General features: G+C 67.6%; 12 protein-coding genes. 7 read left to right on the top strand and 5 right to left on the bottom strand.

Going from position 1 to position 15,800, the window contains the following annotated elements; genetic code table 11:
- Positions 1-171: 171 nt before the first annotated feature.
- The 3 genes from folD to glnT form a co-directional block, all read right to left on the bottom strand.
- A complete protein-coding gene (gene folD, locus A33M_RS15645; RefSeq protein WP_008388933.1) occupies positions 172-1,038 on the bottom strand; it encodes a bifunctional methylenetetrahydrofolate dehydrogenase/methenyltetrahydrofolate cyclohydrolase FolD in 867 nt (288 codons plus the stop codon).
- Complete coding sequence (purU, locus tag A33M_RS15640; protein ID WP_237718393.1) at positions 1,035-1,889, bottom strand: formyltetrahydrofolate deformylase; 855 nt, start codon at positions 1,887-1,889, stop codon at positions 1,035-1,037. The genes folD and purU overlap by 4 nt, the downstream gene beginning before the upstream one ends.
- A gap of 124 nt (positions 1,890-2,013) precedes the next feature.
- Entirely contained in the window at positions 2,014-3,315 is a 1,302-nt protein-coding gene (gene glnT, locus A33M_RS15635; RefSeq protein ID WP_008388928.1) for a type III glutamate--ammonia ligase, read from the bottom strand.
- 342 nt (positions 3,316-3,657) lie between these two features.
- Here glnT and A33M_RS15630 point away from each other — a divergent pair, with 342 nt between their 5' ends.
- Genes A33M_RS15630 through A33M_RS15600 form a run of 7 tightly spaced genes read left to right on the top strand, consistent with a single transcriptional unit; the run spans position 3,658 to position 14,166 of the window.
- Positions 3,658-4,560 carry a class II glutamine amidotransferase gene (locus A33M_RS15630; RefSeq protein WP_008388925.1) on the top strand — a complete coding sequence of 301 codons (903 nt, stop codon included), beginning with the start codon at positions 3,658-3,660 and terminating at the stop codon, positions 4,558-4,560.
- A complete protein-coding gene (locus A33M_RS22505) occupies positions 4,542-6,500 on the top strand; it encodes a glutamate synthase-related protein (RefSeq protein ID WP_008388923.1) in 1,959 nt (652 codons plus the stop codon). The genes A33M_RS15630 and A33M_RS22505 overlap by 19 nt, the downstream gene beginning before the upstream one ends.
- 2 nt (positions 6,501-6,502) lie before the next feature.
- Entirely contained in the window at positions 6,503-8,995 is a 2,493-nt protein-coding gene (locus A33M_RS15620; protein ID WP_008388922.1) for an FAD-dependent oxidoreductase, read from the top strand.
- 60 nt (positions 8,996-9,055) lie between these two features.
- Positions 9,056-10,309 carry a sarcosine oxidase subunit beta family protein gene (locus tag A33M_RS15615; protein WP_008388919.1) on the top strand — a complete coding sequence of 418 codons (1,254 nt, stop codon included), beginning with the start codon at positions 9,056-9,058 and terminating at the stop codon, positions 10,307-10,309.
- Positions 10,309-10,635: a sarcosine oxidase subunit delta gene (locus A33M_RS15610; RefSeq protein WP_008388918.1), complete on the top strand. Its 327-nt coding sequence runs from the start codon at positions 10,309-10,311 to the stop codon at positions 10,633-10,635. The genes A33M_RS15615 and A33M_RS15610 overlap by 1 nt, the downstream gene beginning before the upstream one ends.
- Complete coding sequence (locus tag A33M_RS15605; RefSeq protein ID WP_008388916.1) at positions 10,632-13,592, top strand: sarcosine oxidase subunit alpha family protein; 2,961 nt, start codon at positions 10,632-10,634, stop codon at positions 13,590-13,592. The genes A33M_RS15610 and A33M_RS15605 overlap by 4 nt, the downstream gene beginning before the upstream one ends.
- Positions 13,585-14,166: a sarcosine oxidase subunit gamma gene (locus A33M_RS15600; RefSeq protein ID WP_008388913.1), complete on the top strand. Its 582-nt coding sequence runs from the start codon at positions 13,585-13,587 to the stop codon at positions 14,164-14,166. Before A33M_RS15605 ends, A33M_RS15600 begins: the two co-directional genes overlap by 8 nt.
- A gap of 7 nt (positions 14,167-14,173) precedes the next feature.
- Here A33M_RS15600 and A33M_RS15595 read toward each other — a convergent pair whose 3' ends face one another.
- Together A33M_RS15595 and rpe are read right to left on the bottom strand one after the other, a co-directional pair.
- A complete protein-coding gene (locus tag A33M_RS15595; protein ID WP_008388911.1) occupies positions 14,174-14,902 on the bottom strand; it encodes a GNAT family N-acetyltransferase in 729 nt (242 codons plus the stop codon).
- A gap of 166 nt (positions 14,903-15,068) precedes the next feature.
- Positions 15,069-15,758 (bottom strand): ribulose-phosphate 3-epimerase, encoded by a 690-nt coding sequence (gene rpe / locus A33M_RS15590; RefSeq protein WP_008388909.1) that lies wholly within the window; start codon positions 15,756-15,758, stop codon positions 15,069-15,071.
- Positions 15,759-15,800 lie beyond the last annotated feature (42 nt).

The raw sequence follows: 15,800 nt of genomic DNA, 5'->3' as shown, positions 1-15,800 counted from the left end.
GGGGGGGCGGGGGGGGGGGGGGGGGGCCCCCCCCGCCGAGCCAGCGGCCGCCCCTCACCCGGAGCCTTCGCTGGCGCGCAAGCTCCGACCTCTCCCCGCTCGCGGGGAGAGGTGAAGGGGCGGACGTTTCCAAATTCTCGAGGAAGGCCCCGGGGCGCGACGAACGGTGCGTCAGCTCCGCTCGGCGAGCGACAGCGTGTTGGTGAGGAGGCACGCGATCGTCATCGGGCCGACGCCGCCGGGCACCGGGGTGATCGCACCGGCGACCACCTTCGCCTCGTCGAAGGCGACGTCGCCGACGAGCCGCGTCTTGCCGGAGCCGTCGTTGCGCGGCACGCGATTGATCCCGACATCGATCACGCACGCGCCGGGCTTCACCCAGTCACCGCGGATCATCTCCGGGCGCCCCACGGCGGCGACCAGGATGTCGGCGCGGCGGCAGACGCCCGGCAGGTCGCGCGTCCTGGAATGGGCGATCGTCACCGTGCAGTTCGCGCGCAACAGAAGCTGTGCCATCGGCTTGCCGACGATGTTGGAGCGCCCGACCACCACCGCCTCGGCACCCGACACGTCGCCGAGCACGTCCTCGATCAGCATCATGCAGCCGAGCGGCGTGCACGGCACGGTGCAGGCGCCGCCGGTGGCGAGCAGGCCGGCATTGACGACGTGAAAACCGTCGGCATCCTTCTCCGGCGCGATCGCGGCGAGCACCTTGGTCTCGTCGATCCCCTTCGGCAGCGGGAGCTGAACGAGAATGCCGTGCACCGCGGGATCGGCGTTGAGCGCGGCGACCAGCGCCAACAACTCGCCCTCCGAGGTGGTCGCCGGCAAGCGATGCTCGAGCGAGCGCACGCCGACCTCGGCGCATTGCGCGACCTTGTTCCTCACATAAACCTGGCTCGCCGGATCGTCGCCGACCAGCACCACCGCGAGCCCCGGCGCGAAGCCGCGCTTTGCCACGAACGTCTTCACGCGCTCGGCGAGGCGGCCGCGCACGGTGGCGGCAAACGCCTTGCCGTCGATCAGTCTGGCGGTCATCGGCGGAACACCACGGTCTTGTTGCCGTTCGGGATCACCCGGTGCTCGATGTGGAACTGGACGCCCCGCGCCAGCACCACGCTCTCGATGTCGCGGCCGAGCGCCACGAAATCCTCCGGCGTGAACGTATGGTCGATCCGCTCGATGCCCTGCTCGATGATCGGCCCCTCGTCGAGATCGGTCGTGACGTAATGGGCGGTCGCGCCGATGATCTTCACGCCGCGCGCATGCGCCTGGTGATAGGGCTTGGCGCCCTTGAAGCTCGGCAGGAACGAGTGGTGGATGTTGATGCAGCGCCACGACACGGCCTCGCACATGTCGTGCGACAGCACCTGCATGTAACGGGCGAGCACCACGAGATCGATCTTCAGGCGATCGACCATCTCGAGGATCTTGCCCTCCTGCTCGGCCTTGGTGTCCTTGGTCACCGGCAGATGATGGTACGGGATCCCGTGCCACTCGACCACGCGCTGGAGATCCGGGTGGTTCGACACCACCGCCGGGATCTCGATCGGCAGCGCGCCGGTGCGGTAGCGGTACAAGAGATCGTTGAGGCAGTGGTCGAACTTCGAGACGAGGATCATCACCCGCGGCTTCACCGCGGTGTCGAAGATTTTCCAATCCATCTGGAAGCGCCGGGCGATCGGCAGAAAGCCCTCCTCGAGCTGCGCCTTCGAGGGCTGCTCGGGGGTCGCCCGAAACACCGTGCGCATGAAGAAGCGGCCCGACTCGGTGTCGCCGAAATGCGCGGACTCGGTGATGAAGATGCCGTGGCCGGACAGATAGCCCGAGACCGCGGCGACGATGCCGACCGTGTCGGCACACGACAACGTCAAGACATACGTTCGGATGGTCATCTCACGCAATCCGGTTGATCGCCGGGCGTCCGACGAAAATTCCCGCACGCCACCGGCACCGCCCCGAAGGCGGGGCGGCGCGATGCGAGCCGGAGTGACGGGCGTAGCCGGTGGCGGCTCAACAGTCCAGGGTGTGCAGCCGCTCCCAGGCGGTGGCGTGGCTCATGAAGGCGTTCCACGACTCCATCTTCAGCTTGATGTAGCTGTCGACGAAGGTGTCGCCGAAGCCGTCCCGCACCACCGAGGATTTCTCCATCAGCCGCAATGCGTCCAGCAGGTTGAGCGGCAGCTTTCGCACGTTCTGGACCGTGTGGCCGTGGGTGTACATGTCGATGTCGAGCCGCTCGCCGGGATCGCGCTTCTTGGCGATGCCGTCGAGCCCGGCCATCAACAGCGCCGCCGGTGCGAGGTACGGGTTCGTGGCCCCGTCCATCAGCCGGAACTCGAAGCGGCCGCTCTCTGGGATGCGCACCATGTGAGTGCGGTTGTTGCCGGTGTAGCTGATGGTGTTGGGCGACCAGGTGGCGCCCGAGGCGGTGATCGGCGCATTGATGCGCTTGTAGCTGTTGATGGTCGGGTTGAAGATCGCGCACAGATCGGCCGCCGAATGCATCACGCCGCCGAGAAAGTCGTAGGCGAGCGCGCTCATGCCGAGCTCGCCGACGCCGTCCTCGAACACGTTGGCGCCGTCCTTCCACAGGCTCACATGCATGTGGCAGCCGTTGCCGGTGAGCGTGTTGAACGGCTTCGGCATGAAGGTCGCGCGATAGCCCGCCCGTTCGGCGAGCGACTTCACCATGTACTTGAAGAAGACGTGGCGGTCGGCCGAGACCAGCACGTCGTCGTACTCCCAGTTCATCTCGAACTGGCCGTTGGCGTCCTCGTGATCGTTCTGATACGGCTTCCAGCCGAGCGTCAGCATGGCGTCGCAGATCTCCTTGATGAGATCGTACTGCCGCATCAGCGCCATCTGGTCGTAGCAGGGTTTCGGATACTCGTCGCAGACGTCGCCGATCGCCGAGCCGTCGCGATTGAGCAGGAAGAACTCGCACTCGACGCCGGTCTTCATCTGCAGGCCGAGCGTCTTCGCCGCAGCGATCTGAGCCTTCAGCACGTTGCGCGGGGCATCCGGCACCGGCGCACCGTCGCAATAGAGATCGGCCGCGAGCCACCCCACCTCCGGCTTCCACGGCAACCTGATCAGGCTGTCGGGGTCCGGCACGGCGAGCGTGTCGGGATGGGCCGGCGTCATGTCCAGATGCGTCGCGAAGCCGGCGAACCCCGCGCCGTTCTTCTGCATGCCGGCGATCGCCGCGGCCGGCACCAGCTTGGCGCGGAGGCAGCCGAACAGATCGACGTAGGAGATCAGAAAATATTCGATGCGCTGGTCAGCGGCAATCTTCGACAGGTCGGTCGCCATATCGATATCCCATGGTCCGGTCGCGCGATGCGGCCGCGGGCCGTTGCCTCTCGGGGGTTTCGAGCTCGCCCATGTGCCGCGCCTTTCTCGCTTACGGCAGAACGGTTCCGGCTTCAACACTGATGAAACTTTCTTTCTGCACAGGAAAATCGCATCGTGCCTCGCGGTTGTGCAATTCATCCGCGAAGCTCGCAAATACCCCGTCAAAAGCTCTCCTTCCTTCCGAAACCCGTGCCGACAATCTCGGCAGCTATGTTCACGACGCGAAACTTGTTTTCTTGAGAATTGACGCCACATCCCGCTCTGCGTATGGTGCCGACGCTCGACGCGAGGAGGCGAACGATGTGCGGGATCGCCGGAATTTTCTTCAAGACCCAGGGCTCGAACCAGATTCTCGGGCGCGCGCTGGTCGACATGCTCGACGGCTGCCAGCATCGCGGCCCCGACTCGACCGGCTTCGCGCTCTACGAGGACGGCATCGAGGGCTTGCGGCTGCGCTTCATGGTGGCCGAGGACGACACCGCGGCGCTCGACCGCATCCGCGCAGCGCTCGCCGCGCACGGCGCGACGCTGCGCAGCGAGAAGCGCGAAGGCGCGACGGTGGTGGTCGACGTCGACTATTCCGGTGAGATCCGCCCGTTCGCCTATGCGATGGAGCACGCGGCAAAGCTCGTCTCGATCGGCTCGACGCTCGACATCATCAAGGACGTCGGCACCTCGCATCAGCTCGACGAGACCTACCGGGTGAGCGAGATCCGCGGTAGCCACGGCATCGGCCACGTGCGGCTCGCGACCGAATCCGACGTGAAGCCCGAGGCCGCGCATCCCTTCTGGGCGACCGGCTTCGCCGACGTGGCGATCGTCCACAACGGGCAGATCACGAACTACTGGAAGATGCGGCGCAGGCTCGAGGCGCGCGGCTTCGAGTTCCGCACCGACAACGACAGTGAGCTGATCGCGGTCTATGTCGCCGACAAGCTCGCGCGTGGCGAAACGCTCGAGCAGGCGCTCGAGCAATCGGTCGACGACCTCGACGGCACCTTCTCGTTCCTCGTCTCCACCAAGGACGGCATCGGCTTCGCCAAGGACCGCCTCGCCGCCAAGCCGATGGTCATGTACGAGGACGACGGCCTCGTCGCGATCGCCTCGGAAGAAGTCTCGCTGAACCGGCTTTTCCCCGGAAAGCCCCTCGCCACCACCGAGCCCGCGCCAGGAACGTTCCGCACATGGTCACGATCGATCTGAGCACCCTCCCGGTCCGCGACGCCAACGAGGCGATCCGCGCCGCCGCCGCCGCGGGCGAGGACATCGAGGTGGTGAATCCGGACGCACGTCATCACATCGGCGTCGGCCTCGTCGCGCCGGTGACGGTGCACGTGAAGGGCTCCGCCGGCTATTTTTGCGCCGGTCTCTCGCACGGGGCGCGGTTCGAGGTGGAATCGAACGTCGGCTGGGGTGTCGGCGACTCGATGTATGCCGGCTCCGTGGTGGTCGGCGGCAATGCCGGTGCGATCGCCGGCGTCGCGCTGCGCGGCGGCGAGGTGGTGATCAAGGGCAATCTCGGCTCGCGCGCGGGCCAGGTGATGAAGGCCGGCACGCTTCTGTGCTGCGGCAATGCGAGCTTCCTCGCCGGCTACATGATGTATGGTGGCCGCATCGTGATTCTCGGCGATTCCGGCGACCGGGTCGGCGAGGACATGTCGGGCGGCACGATCTTCGTCGGCGGCAAGGTGGAAAACCTCGGGTCGGACGCCAAGGTGGTCGAGCCGACCGCAGAGGACCTCGCCGACATCCGTGCGTTTCTCGATCGCTACGGCATCGCCTTCGGCGGCACCTTCAAGAAGATCGTCAATGCCGGCACGAAGTTGCGTTACGGCGTGAACGAGCCGATCTCACGGCCCCTGCCCCACCCGGTCTTTTCCGAGGGCGAGACCTACTGGAACGCCAAGGTCGTCGAGGACATCCACGCCAAGAGCTTGATCGGCCGCTATCGCATCCGCGGCTATGGCGCGTCCAAGCCGCTGCCGCATTTCGGCGACATTGCATTGAAGGTCGATCCGGCCCGGCTGACGCCGACGCAGGATGCGCTCGACGGCGTGAACCTCGCGATGACGCTCGGCGATCGCCATGGCGCCGTTCCGCTGAAGCTGTCGATGCCGGTGCTGATCGCGCCGATGTCGTACGGTGCGCTGTCGAAGTCGACGAAAATGGCGCTCGCCCGCGCGTCGCGGCTCGCCGGCATCGTGGAGAACACCGGCGAAGGCGGCATGCTGCCGGAAGAACGCGCCGAGGCGAGCCAGCTGATCTATCAGTGCCTGTCCGGCCGGCTCGGCTGGAACATTCACGACATGCTGAAGGCCGACGCGCTCGAGATCTACATCTCGCAGGGCGCAAAGCCCGGCCTCGGCGGCCAGCTGATGGCGAAGAAGGTGACGAAAGAACTCGCGGCGATCCGCGGCATTCCGGAGGGCATCGACCTGCGCTCGCCCTCGCGCCACCCCGACATCATGGGTGCCGACGATCTCGTCATCAAGGTCGAGGAGTTTCGCGAGGCGACCGGTTATACGAAGCCGATCTCGATCAAGATGGGCGCCGGCCGCGTGCGCGACGACATCAAGATCGCCTACAAGGACGGCTTCGACTTCGTCCAGCTCGACGGGCTGCAGGGCTCGACCGGCGCGGCCTCGACCGAGGTGTTGGAGAATGTGGGCATTCCTACGCTCGCCGCGCTGCAGGAGGCGCTCGACGGGCTGAAGGACATCGACGCCAAGAACGACATGCCGATCGTGATGATGGGCGGCATCAAGGACGGCGTCGACGCGGTGAAGGCGCTCGCGCTCGGCGCCTCGGCGGTGGCGATGGGTACCGCGGCGATCATCGCGGGCGGCTGCATCTCCTGCATGCAGTGTCACGTCGGCAATTGCGTCGTCGGCATCGCGACGCAGGATCCCGAGCACGAGGCGCGTTATCAGACCGAGGTGCAGGCGCAGGCGATCGCCCGTTTCTTCGAGGTCGTGCGCCGGCAGATCGCGATGCTGACGAAAGCGCTGGGGCACAGCGACTTCCAGCAGCTCTCGCGCGACGACCTGGTGGCGCTGACGCCCGAGGCCGCCGCCATCACCGGCCTGCCCTACGATCCAACTTATCGCGCGGCTTCGGCCGAGCTGCTCACCAAGGTCGCCTGATCATGTCGAGCTGCAAGCCGTTCTCTCTCGACCTTTCCGCTGACCAGTCGGCGCTGCCGCATTATCAGCCGCCGCCCTGTCAGGTGGCCTGCCCGATCGGCACCGACGTCGCCTCCTATGTCGGCCTGATCTGGGCCGGCGACAAGGAAGGCGCGCTCGAGGCGATCACCGCGACCAATCCGCTGTCCGCCGTGTGCGGGCGGGTGTGCGACGCGCCGTGCGAGCCGGCCTGCCGCCGCACCAAATCGGACGGGCCGGTGGCGATCCGCGCGCTCAAGCGCTGGGTGCTCGATGCGCTCGGCCCCACATACAAGCTACCGCCGGTTCAGCCGGACAAGCCGCAAAAGGTCGCCATCATCGGCGCCGGGCCGGCCGGCCTCACCGCCGCGCAGGACATCGCGCTCGCCGGCTACCGCGTCGATCTCTACGAGGCGCAGTCGAGGCCCGGCGGCATGGCGCTGTGGGGCATTCCCGATTTCCGCCTGCCGGCTTCGGTCGTGCAGGAGGACATCGATCGCATTCTGTCGCGCTGCCCCGGCATCACGCTGCATCTCGACGCGCCGCTCGGCGAGACGGTGACGCTCGATGCGCTTCGTGAGACTCACGATGCCGTGCTGCTGGCGATCGGCGCGTCCAAGGGCAAAAATCTGGGCGTGCCCGGCGACGACCTCGACGGCGTGATCGACGGCGTGTCGTTCCTCAACCGCATCAATGGCGGCGATCGGCCGATCCTGCCCGCGCACGTGGTGGTGGTCGGCGGCGGCGACGTCGCGATGGACGCGTGCCGCACGGCGAAGCGTTTGCCCGGCGTGAAGAAGGTGACGGTGCTCTATCGTCGCGGTCCCGACGAGATTCCCGCGCGCAAATACGAGCTGGAGGCGGCGCTCGCGGAAGGGATCGAGATCGTCTACGGCGTCGCGCCGACCGCGGTGGAGGAGGCCAACGGCGGCCTATCGCTCGGCTGCGTTCTCACGCGCGCGGGTGCTGCCGGCACCGACGGCCGCAAGGTGTGGACGCCGGTCGCGGGCTCCGAGTTCGACATCGCGTGCGGCCTCGTGATTGCCGCGGTCGGTCAGAAGACCGCGAGCCTCGAGCTCGCCAAGCACGGTTTGATGGACGGCAACCACATCGCCACGCGCGAAGGCGACATGGGCACGCGGCTCGACAAGGTTTATGCCGCAGGCGACGCGGCGTTCGGCTCCTCGACCATCGTGCAGGCGATGTATCAGGGCCACAAGGCCGCCTATTACGTCGTCGCCGCGCTCGAGGGCAACGCGCATCCGGTGCCGTATCGCACGCCCTATCGCACCCGCGCGGTGCCGGTGGCGCAGGATCCGCGCTGGGAGATTCTGGGTCTCGCAGAGCCGCCGTTCAAAGGCATTTCCGGCGACGGCTTCAGCGACGCCGAGGCGAACTACGACGATCAGACCGCCAAGGAGCAGGCGGCGCGCTGCTATCGCTGCGACAGCGAGACCGGCTCGGCCGACTATTCGGTGAAGATGCGCGAGGCGATTTTTGCGATGGCGCGGCCCGACACCAAGCCCGCCGACGTGGTGCGCCTCACCAGCGAGCGGCTCGCCATGCGCCCGCACGAGCCGCGTATCGGCCGCGCGACCTTCGACGACCTGGTGTTTCTGCCGGCCAATCTGACGCGGCTGGTGATCGACCCCTATCGCGAGGCGTGCAAGACAAAAACGCCGCTCGGCGAAGGCTTGACGCTCGCGCAGCCGATGCTGGTCGCAAGCCTCGAGACGACGCCCGACGTGATCAGAAGCGCCGCAGCCGCGGCGATCGCGTCCGCTGGCGGCGCGCATATCGGACGTGAAAAGCTCGGCGACGGATTTCCGTGGCTGCAGATCGTCGATGCGCCGAACGCCGGCGCGCCCGAGGCGGCGGCCGTGCTGCTGCGGATCACAAAAACGTCCGACCTCGCCATGCCGAAAGCTCTGCGGCGCGGCCAGCTGCGTGGCCTGATCGTGACGCCCGAGTCGGCCGAGCGTGCCCTGCCCTTCGCAGTCGAGCAGAACGCGGATCTGATCGTTCTCGACGGCACCGGCCATCTCGGCGAAACCTTAGCCGATCTCTCAGGGGCGCCGGATCTGTCGCTGATGCGCCGCGCGATCACGATCCTTCGCGGCCTGAAGGCGGAGGAGAGATTCCCGCTGGTCTGGTTCGGCGGCCTGCGCTCCGGCACCGATCTCGCGAAGGCGATGTCGCTCGGGGTGAACGCCGGCATCGCCGAGGTCTCGGCCGCGCTGGCGATGGGCGGCACGATCGATGCCGCCGGCATGAGCTTCCCAGAGCCCGACGCGCAAAAGGCCGAGGCCGCGCTCGCCGCGTTCCTGAAAGCGGCCGTCTCCGAGTGCTCGATGATGGCGCGCTGCACGGGCAAAACCGATGTCCACAATCTCGAGCCGGAGGATCTGCGCACCCTCTCGCTCGCGGCCGAAACCGCCACCGGCATCGTGATGGCGGGGCTGAAAAGGACCGCGTGAGTTTCTCTCGCTCACGCTGCGGGGGTGCCGCCGCCCGGCGGCCGAGGTGACAACGAACCCATGCGCTACTCGCTTTTCAACATCGTGGTGAACGGCCTCACCGGCAACCGCTTCACCGAGCCCGCCTGGCGGGCGGCGACGCCGAAACCACGCTACGACGTGGTGATCCTCGGTGGCGGCGGCCACGGTCTCGCGACCGCCTATTATCTCGCCAAGAACCACGGCATTCACGATGTCGCGGTGATCGAGAAGGGCTATGTCGGCGGCGGTAATGCCGGTCGCAACACCACGATCTTCCGCTCCAACTATCTGCTGCCCGGCAACGAGCCGTTCTACGAATGGTCCGTCAAGCTGTGGGAAGGGCTCGAGCAGACGCTGAACTACAACGTGATGGCCAGCCAGCGCGGCATCGTCAATCTGATTCACTCCGACGCGCAGCGTGACGCCTATGCCCGCCGTGGCAACGCGATGCTGCTCGCGGACGCGGGCGCAAGACTGCTCGATCGCGACGAGGTGCGGACGATGATGCCGTTCCTCGATTTCGACAATGCGCGCTTTCCGATCCGCGGCGGCCTGATGCAGCCGCGCGCCGGCACCGCGCGTCACGACGCCGTAGTGTGGGGTTTTGCACGCGGTGCCGACAAATTCGGCGTCGACATCGTGCAGAACTGCGAGGCGACCGGCTTCTTGCGCGATCGCACCGGCGCGGTGACCGGGGTCGAGACCTCGCTCGGGCCGATCATGGCCGACAAGGTGGCGCTGACGCTCGCCGGCTCGACCTCGCGGCTCACCGAAAAGCTCGATCTGCGACTGCCCATCGAGAGCCAGGTCTTGCAGGCCTTCGTGTCGGAGGCGGTGAAGCCGCTGATCCCGGGCGTGATCACGTTCGGTGCCGGCCACTTTTACGTCTCGCAGTCCGACAAGGGCGGCTTGGTGTTCGGCGGCGATCTCGACGGCTACAACTCTTACGCCCAGCGCGGCAACCTGCCGGTGATGGAGGACGTGCTCGAAGGCGGCATGGCGCTGATGCCGATGATCGGGCGGTTGCGGCTGCTGCGCCAATGGGGCGGCATCTGCGACATGTCGATGGACGGCTCGCCGATCATCGACATCGGGCCGCTGCCCGGCCTCTATCTGAACTGCGCCTGGAATTACGGGGGCTTCAAGGCGACCCCCGCGTCCGGCTGGTGTTTTGCTCACACGATCGCGACCGACACCCCGCACCCGTTGAGCGCGGCGTACCGGCTCGACCGCTTCCGCACCGGAAAAGTCATCGACGAACGGGGAGCCGGCCCACAGCCGAACCTGCACTGATGCGTATTCCCTGTCCTTATTGCGGCCCGCGCGACGCGCACGAGTTCAGCTATCTCGGCGACGCGACCGGCACCCGCCCGAAGAACCCGTCGGCCCCCGACGCGATCCTCGCCTTTCACGACTATGTCTATCCGAGAGGCAACCCTGCGGGCAGCCATCGCGAGCTGTGGTATCACACCAATGGCTGCCGCCGCTGGGTGGAGGTTTCACGAAACACGCTGACGCACGAGATAACCGGCGCGCGTTTCGCCGGCGCGAGCATCCCCGACGCCAGCGTCCCCGACGCCAGCGTCTCCGACGCCAGCGAGAAGGAGGCCGTGTCGTGAGCCGCCTCGCAAAAGGCGGGCAGATCGACCGCTCGCGCCCGCTCGCCTTCACCTTCGACGACATTGCCTACCAGGGATACTTTGGCGATACGCTGGCCTCGGCGCTGCTCGCCAACGACGTGAAACTGGTCGGACGCTCGTTCAAGTATCACCGGCCGCGCGGCATTCTCACCGCTGGCTCCGAGGAGCCGAATGCTCTGGTGGAGCTGCGCAGCGGCGCACGCCGCGAGCCCAACACGCGGGCGACCACGGCAGAGCTGTTCGACGGCCTCGAGGCGGCGAGCCAGAACCGTTGGCCTTCGCTGGCCTTCGACGCTATGGCGGTGAACGGCCTGTTGTCGCCGTTCTTCGGCGCCGCCTTCTACTACAAGACCTTCATGTGGCCGAAGGCCGCGTGGGAAAAGCTCTACGAGCCGGCGATCCGCCGTGCCGCCGGCCTCGGCCGCGCAGCGGACGGCCCCGACCCCGATCATTACGAGAAGGCGCACGCCTTCTGCGATCTCTTGGTGATCGGCTCCGGCCCGGCCGGGCTCGAGGCGGCGCTCGCCGCCGGCCGTGCAGGCGCGCGTGTGATCCTTGCAGAAGAAGATTTTGCGTTCGGCGGGCGTCTGCTGTCGGAGAAGACGACGATCGAGGACGACACGCCCGGCGCCTATGTCACCCGCGCGATCGCCGAGCTGAAAAGTTTCACGAACGTACGGCTGATGGTCCGCACCGCGGTGTTCGGCGCCTATGACGACGAGTACGGCGCGCTCGAGCGCGTCGCCGATCACGTCGCGGTGCCCGCACCGTTCCAGCCGCGCCAGCGGTTGTGGAAGATCATTCCGAAGCGCGTGGTGCTCGCCGCCGGCGCGATGGATCGCCCGATCGTTTTTGGCGGCAACGACCGTCCCGGCGTGATGCACGCCGCCGCGGCGCAGACTTATGTCAATCGCTTCGGCGTGGCGCCGGCCAAAACCTCGGCGGTGTTTTCCAACAACGACGCGGCGTGGCGCGCGGCGTTCGATGCGCACGATGCCGGCGCGAGCGTGAAGGCGATCGTCGATGTCCGCACCGACGTGTCTCCCGAGATCACCGGCGGCGCGCAGAAGCGCGGCATTCGCACCATTCTCGGCGGCAAGGTGGTTTCGACCCGCGGAAAAACGCTCGGCATCGTGTCGGTCGAAACCGGCCATGGCCGCGAGACGCTTTACGTCGACGGGCTGATGATGTCGGGCGGCTTCTCGCCCAACGTGCATCTCACCTGCCATCACGGCGGCAAGCCCTCCTGGGACGAGACGATCGCCGCCTTCGTGCCCGGCAAATGCCCGCCGGGCATGACGGTCGCGGGCGCCGCCACCGGCACCTTCTCGCTCGCCGATTGCCTCGCCGACGGCGGGCGCAAAGGCGCGGCCGCGGCGCGCGATCTCGGCTTCTCCGCCGCCGACCCGACCCCGCCCCGCGCGGAAAGCGAGGCGACCGGCCAAAAACCGTTCTGGTGGGTGCACGAATCGAAGGGGCTCGCCTTCGTCGACTTTCAGAACGACGTGAAGGCCAAGGACGTCGCCCTCGCCCACAAGGAAGGGTTTTCCTCCGTCGAGCATCTCAAGCGTTACACTACGCTCGGCATGGCGACCGACCAGGGCAAGCTCGGCAACGTGGCGGGCCTCGCCATTCTGGCGGAGGTGTCGGGCCGCACCATTCCGCAGACCGGCACCACGATGTTTCGTCCGCCCTGGACGCCGGTGGCGCTCGCAGCGTTTGCCGGCCACCATCGCGGACCCGATTTCCGGCCGACCCGGCCGACGCCGAGCCACGCCTTTGCGGAGGAATTGGGCGGACAATTCGTCGAGGCCGGCCCGTGGCTGCGCGCGGCCTACTTCCCGCACCGCGGCGAGCCGACGCTGCGCGACAGCGTGAACCGCGAGGTTTTGGCGGTGCGCGAGCGGGTCGGCTGGATCGACGTCTCGACCTTCGGCAAGATCGAGCTGTCCGGGCCGGACGTCGGCGCCTTCCTCGACCGCGTCTACATCAACACCTTCTCGACGCTGAAGCCCGGAAAAGTGCGCTACGGCGTGATGCTGCGCGAGGACGGCATCGTGATGGACGACGGCACCACCACGCGCCTTTCCGAAGATCGCTGGGCGATGACCACCACCACCGCGAATGCGGGGCGCGTCTATCAGCACCTCGTCTTCTGTCATCAGGTGCTGTGGCCGGAGCTGGATGTCCGCATGGCCTCCACCACCGAGCAGTGGGCGCAGATCGCGATCGCCGGTCCGCGCGCCCGCGACGTGCTGCAGGGCGTGGTGGACGATGCCGCCGCCGTGTCGGCCGAGGCCTTGCCTTACATGGGCGCCGCCGAGACCACCGTGATGGGCGGCGTGAAGGCGCGCGTCTTCCGCGTGTCGTTCTCGGGCGAGCTCGGCTACGAGGTCGCGGTTCCCGCGCGGCACGGCGAGGCGCTGGCCCGCGCCATCGCAAAGGCCGGGGCGGCCCAGGACATCGTGCCCTACGGGCTCGAGGCGCTGGCGGTGATGCGCATCGAGAAGGGCCACGTCTCGGGGCCGGAGCTGAACGGCCAGACCTCGGCCGCCGATCTCGGTTTTGCCCGCATGGCCTCGACCAAGAAAGACTATATCGGCCGCGTGCTGGCCGGCCGCGAGGCGTTTCGTGATCCGCGGCGGCCGTCGCTGGTCGGCATAAAACCGGTCGACCGCACGCAGATGCTGCGCGCCGGCGCGCATTTTTTGAAACCCGGCGCCAAGCCGACCACCGGCAACGATCAGGGCTGGCTATCCTCCGCCACTTGGTCGCCGACGCTCGGGCATTCGATCGGCCTCGGTTTCCTGGTCGGCGGCAGCGCGATGGTGGGCGAAGTCTTCCGCGCCTGGGACGGGCTGCGCGGCACCGACATCGAGGTCGAGATCTGCGCCCCCTGCTTCATCGATCCGGAAGGAGTGCGCCTCCGTGGCTGACCTTCTCGCCTCCATCCATCCCGCAAAATCTCTGCCGCCCGGCCGCTACGGCGCGTCCACGCAGACGCCCGGCGTGACGCTGAAGCGCCTCGACAAGGCGGTGGCCGTGCTGGTTGCCGGCCGCGCCGGCCTGTCGGCGGAGCGCGCAAAATCGCTCGGTGCAACGCTGCCCGAAGGGCCGCAGCGCGTGGTCGCCGGCGATCTTTGCGTGGTCGGCATCGGGCCGGGCCGCTGGCAAATCTCGTCCGATGGCGATCCCGATGCGCTGGTGGAAAAGCTCGACGCGGCGTTTTCGCCCGAGGCGTCGGCCTTCGACCAGTCGGGCGGCACCGTGCAGCTCTCGGCATCCGGACCGCATCTGCCCGATGTGCTGGCAAAGCTCGTCGCGCTCGATCTCGACCCGAACGAGTTTTCGGTCGGCACCGCCGCCACCACCGTGACGGCGCATGTCGGCGTCACGCTCTGGCGCGAGGACGACGGCTTCGTGTTCGCCGTCGGCCGCTCGTTCGAGCCGGCGTTTCTGCGCGCGTTCGTTCAGTCGGCGGCGGAGTTCGGCATCGCGCTGGTCGACTGACGCAAGCTCACGGTGCGCCCGCCGTGGCGATGAACTGCGCGAGGTTCTGGCGCTGCGTGCCGTCCTCGTAAAAATTCGCGGGCGACAGCCAGGCGTCGAACGCCGCCTTGCGCGCCGGCCAATCGTCGACCACCATCGCCAGCCAGGCGGTGTCGCGGCTGCGGCCCTTCTGGATCATGTGCCGGCGAAACACGCCCTCGTAGACGAAGCCGAGCCGCAGCGCGGCCTTCAGCGAGGGCGCGTTCAGCGTGTTGCACTTCCATTCGACGCGGTCGTAGCCGAGATCGTCGAAGGCATGGCGCAGCATCAGCACCACCGCCTCGGTCGCCCCCGTCGTGCGGGCGAGCGACGGCGAGAACAGCACGTTGCCGATCTCGACCCTGTGGTCCGCCGGGACGATGTGCATATAGGCGATATGCCCGACAACCCGCCCGCTCGCGCGATCGAGGATCGCGTAAAACACCCGCTCCTCGTGCTCGATCCAGCGGGCGAGATAGGCGTCGAACGCCGCGCGGTCGGAGAACGGGCCGTCACCGAGATAGAACCACAGCCTTTCACGCTCGGGCCCGTGGGTGGCGGCAAACAGCTCGGCGGCATGATGGTCGATGTCGAACGGCGCCAGCGCGACGACGCGTCCGGCGAGCGCGACGCCACCCGGCCGCCGCGCCGGCGTGGCGTCGACTTTCGGGCCGATCGGCAGCCCGACCGCGCAATCGAAGACGGCCTCGGTGCTCATCGCAAAGCCCGCTGCGGTGGTGACGCCCCGAGCTAGCGCGCCCCGCACCCCGCCGCAAGCGGAACTCGCAGCGCCACGAAGGACGAGGCCACTGTGCGGGCCTCATCCTTCGAGACGGCCGCTTCGCGGCCCCTCGGGATGAGGTCACAGTCTCTTGCCGTTCGTCTCACACGGCGACGCGCATCGTGCCGGCCGCCATCGCCTCGGCGCCGCGCCGCAGCGCGCCGATCGCGTCACGGTAGTCCGGAGCGCCAAAGATCGCGCTGCCGGCGACGAAGGTGTCGGCGCCTTCCGCCGCCACCTCGCGGATCGTCTCGGGCGTGATGCCGCCGTCGACCTGGAGGCGGATCGGCCGGCCGCTGCCGGCGATCATGTCGCGCACGACGCCGACCTTCTCCACCACCGAGCGGATGAAGGCTTGGCCGGGAAAGCCGGGGTTCACGGTCATCAAGAGCACGAGATCGACCTGGTGCAGCACGCATTCGAGGCTGCTCGCCGGCGTCGCCGGGTTGAGCACCACGCCGACCTGCTTGCCCTTGGCGCGGATCAGCTGGAGGCTGCGGTCGAGATGCGGGCAGGCCTCGACATGCACCGAGATCAGGTCGGCGCCGGCGGCGGCAAAGCCTTCGATCAGCGCATCGACCGGCTGCACCATCAGATGCACGTCGATCGGCAGCTCGGTGTGCGGCCGCACGGCCTTCAGCACCATCGGTCCGAAGGTGAGGTTCGGCACGAAATGATTGTCCATCACGTCGAAATGGATCCAGTCGGCGCCGGCCGCCTCGACGGCGGCGATCTCCGCGCCGAGGCGGGAGAAGTCGGCGGACAGGATGGACGGCGCGATCACCGGCTTCATGGCATGCTCCCCGGAAAGATTCCTCGGAGAAGCTTGGGCGAT

It is taken from the genome of Rhodovulum sp. PH10 (assembly GCF_000293785.1).
GTDB lineage: Bacteria > Pseudomonadota > Alphaproteobacteria > Rhizobiales > Xanthobacteraceae > Rhodoplanes.
The sequence above is the reverse complement of the archived record's forward strand: the minus strand, read 5'-3'. Positions and strand labels throughout refer to the sequence as shown.

Coding starts and splice junctions, on each gene's coding strand:
- folD (WP_008388933.1), bottom strand. CDS start 1,038: ATGACCGCCAGACTGATCGACGGCAAGGCGTTTGCCGCCACCGTGCGC.
- glnT (WP_008388928.1), bottom strand. CDS start 3,315: ATGGCGACCGACCTGTCGAAGATTGCCGCTGACCAGCGCATCGAATAT.
- A33M_RS15630 (WP_008388925.1), top strand. CDS start 3,658: ATGTGCGGGATCGCCGGAATTTTCTTCAAGACCCAGGGCTCGAACCAG.
- A33M_RS22505 (WP_008388923.1), top strand. CDS start 4,542: ATGGTCACGATCGATCTGAGCACCCTCCCGGTCCGCGACGCCAACGAG.
- A33M_RS15620 (WP_008388922.1), top strand. CDS start 6,503: ATGTCGAGCTGCAAGCCGTTCTCTCTCGACCTTTCCGCTGACCAGTCG.
- A33M_RS15615 (WP_008388919.1), top strand. CDS start 9,056: ATGCGCTACTCGCTTTTCAACATCGTGGTGAACGGCCTCACCGGCAAC.
- A33M_RS15610 (WP_008388918.1), top strand. CDS start 10,309: ATGCGTATTCCCTGTCCTTATTGCGGCCCGCGCGACGCGCACGAGTTC.
- A33M_RS15595 (WP_008388911.1), bottom strand. CDS start 14,902: ATGAGCACCGAGGCCGTCTTCGATTGCGCGGTCGGGCTGCCGATCGGC.
- rpe (WP_008388909.1), bottom strand. CDS start 15,758: ATGAAGCCGGTGATCGCGCCGTCCATCCTGTCCGCCGACTTCTCCCGC.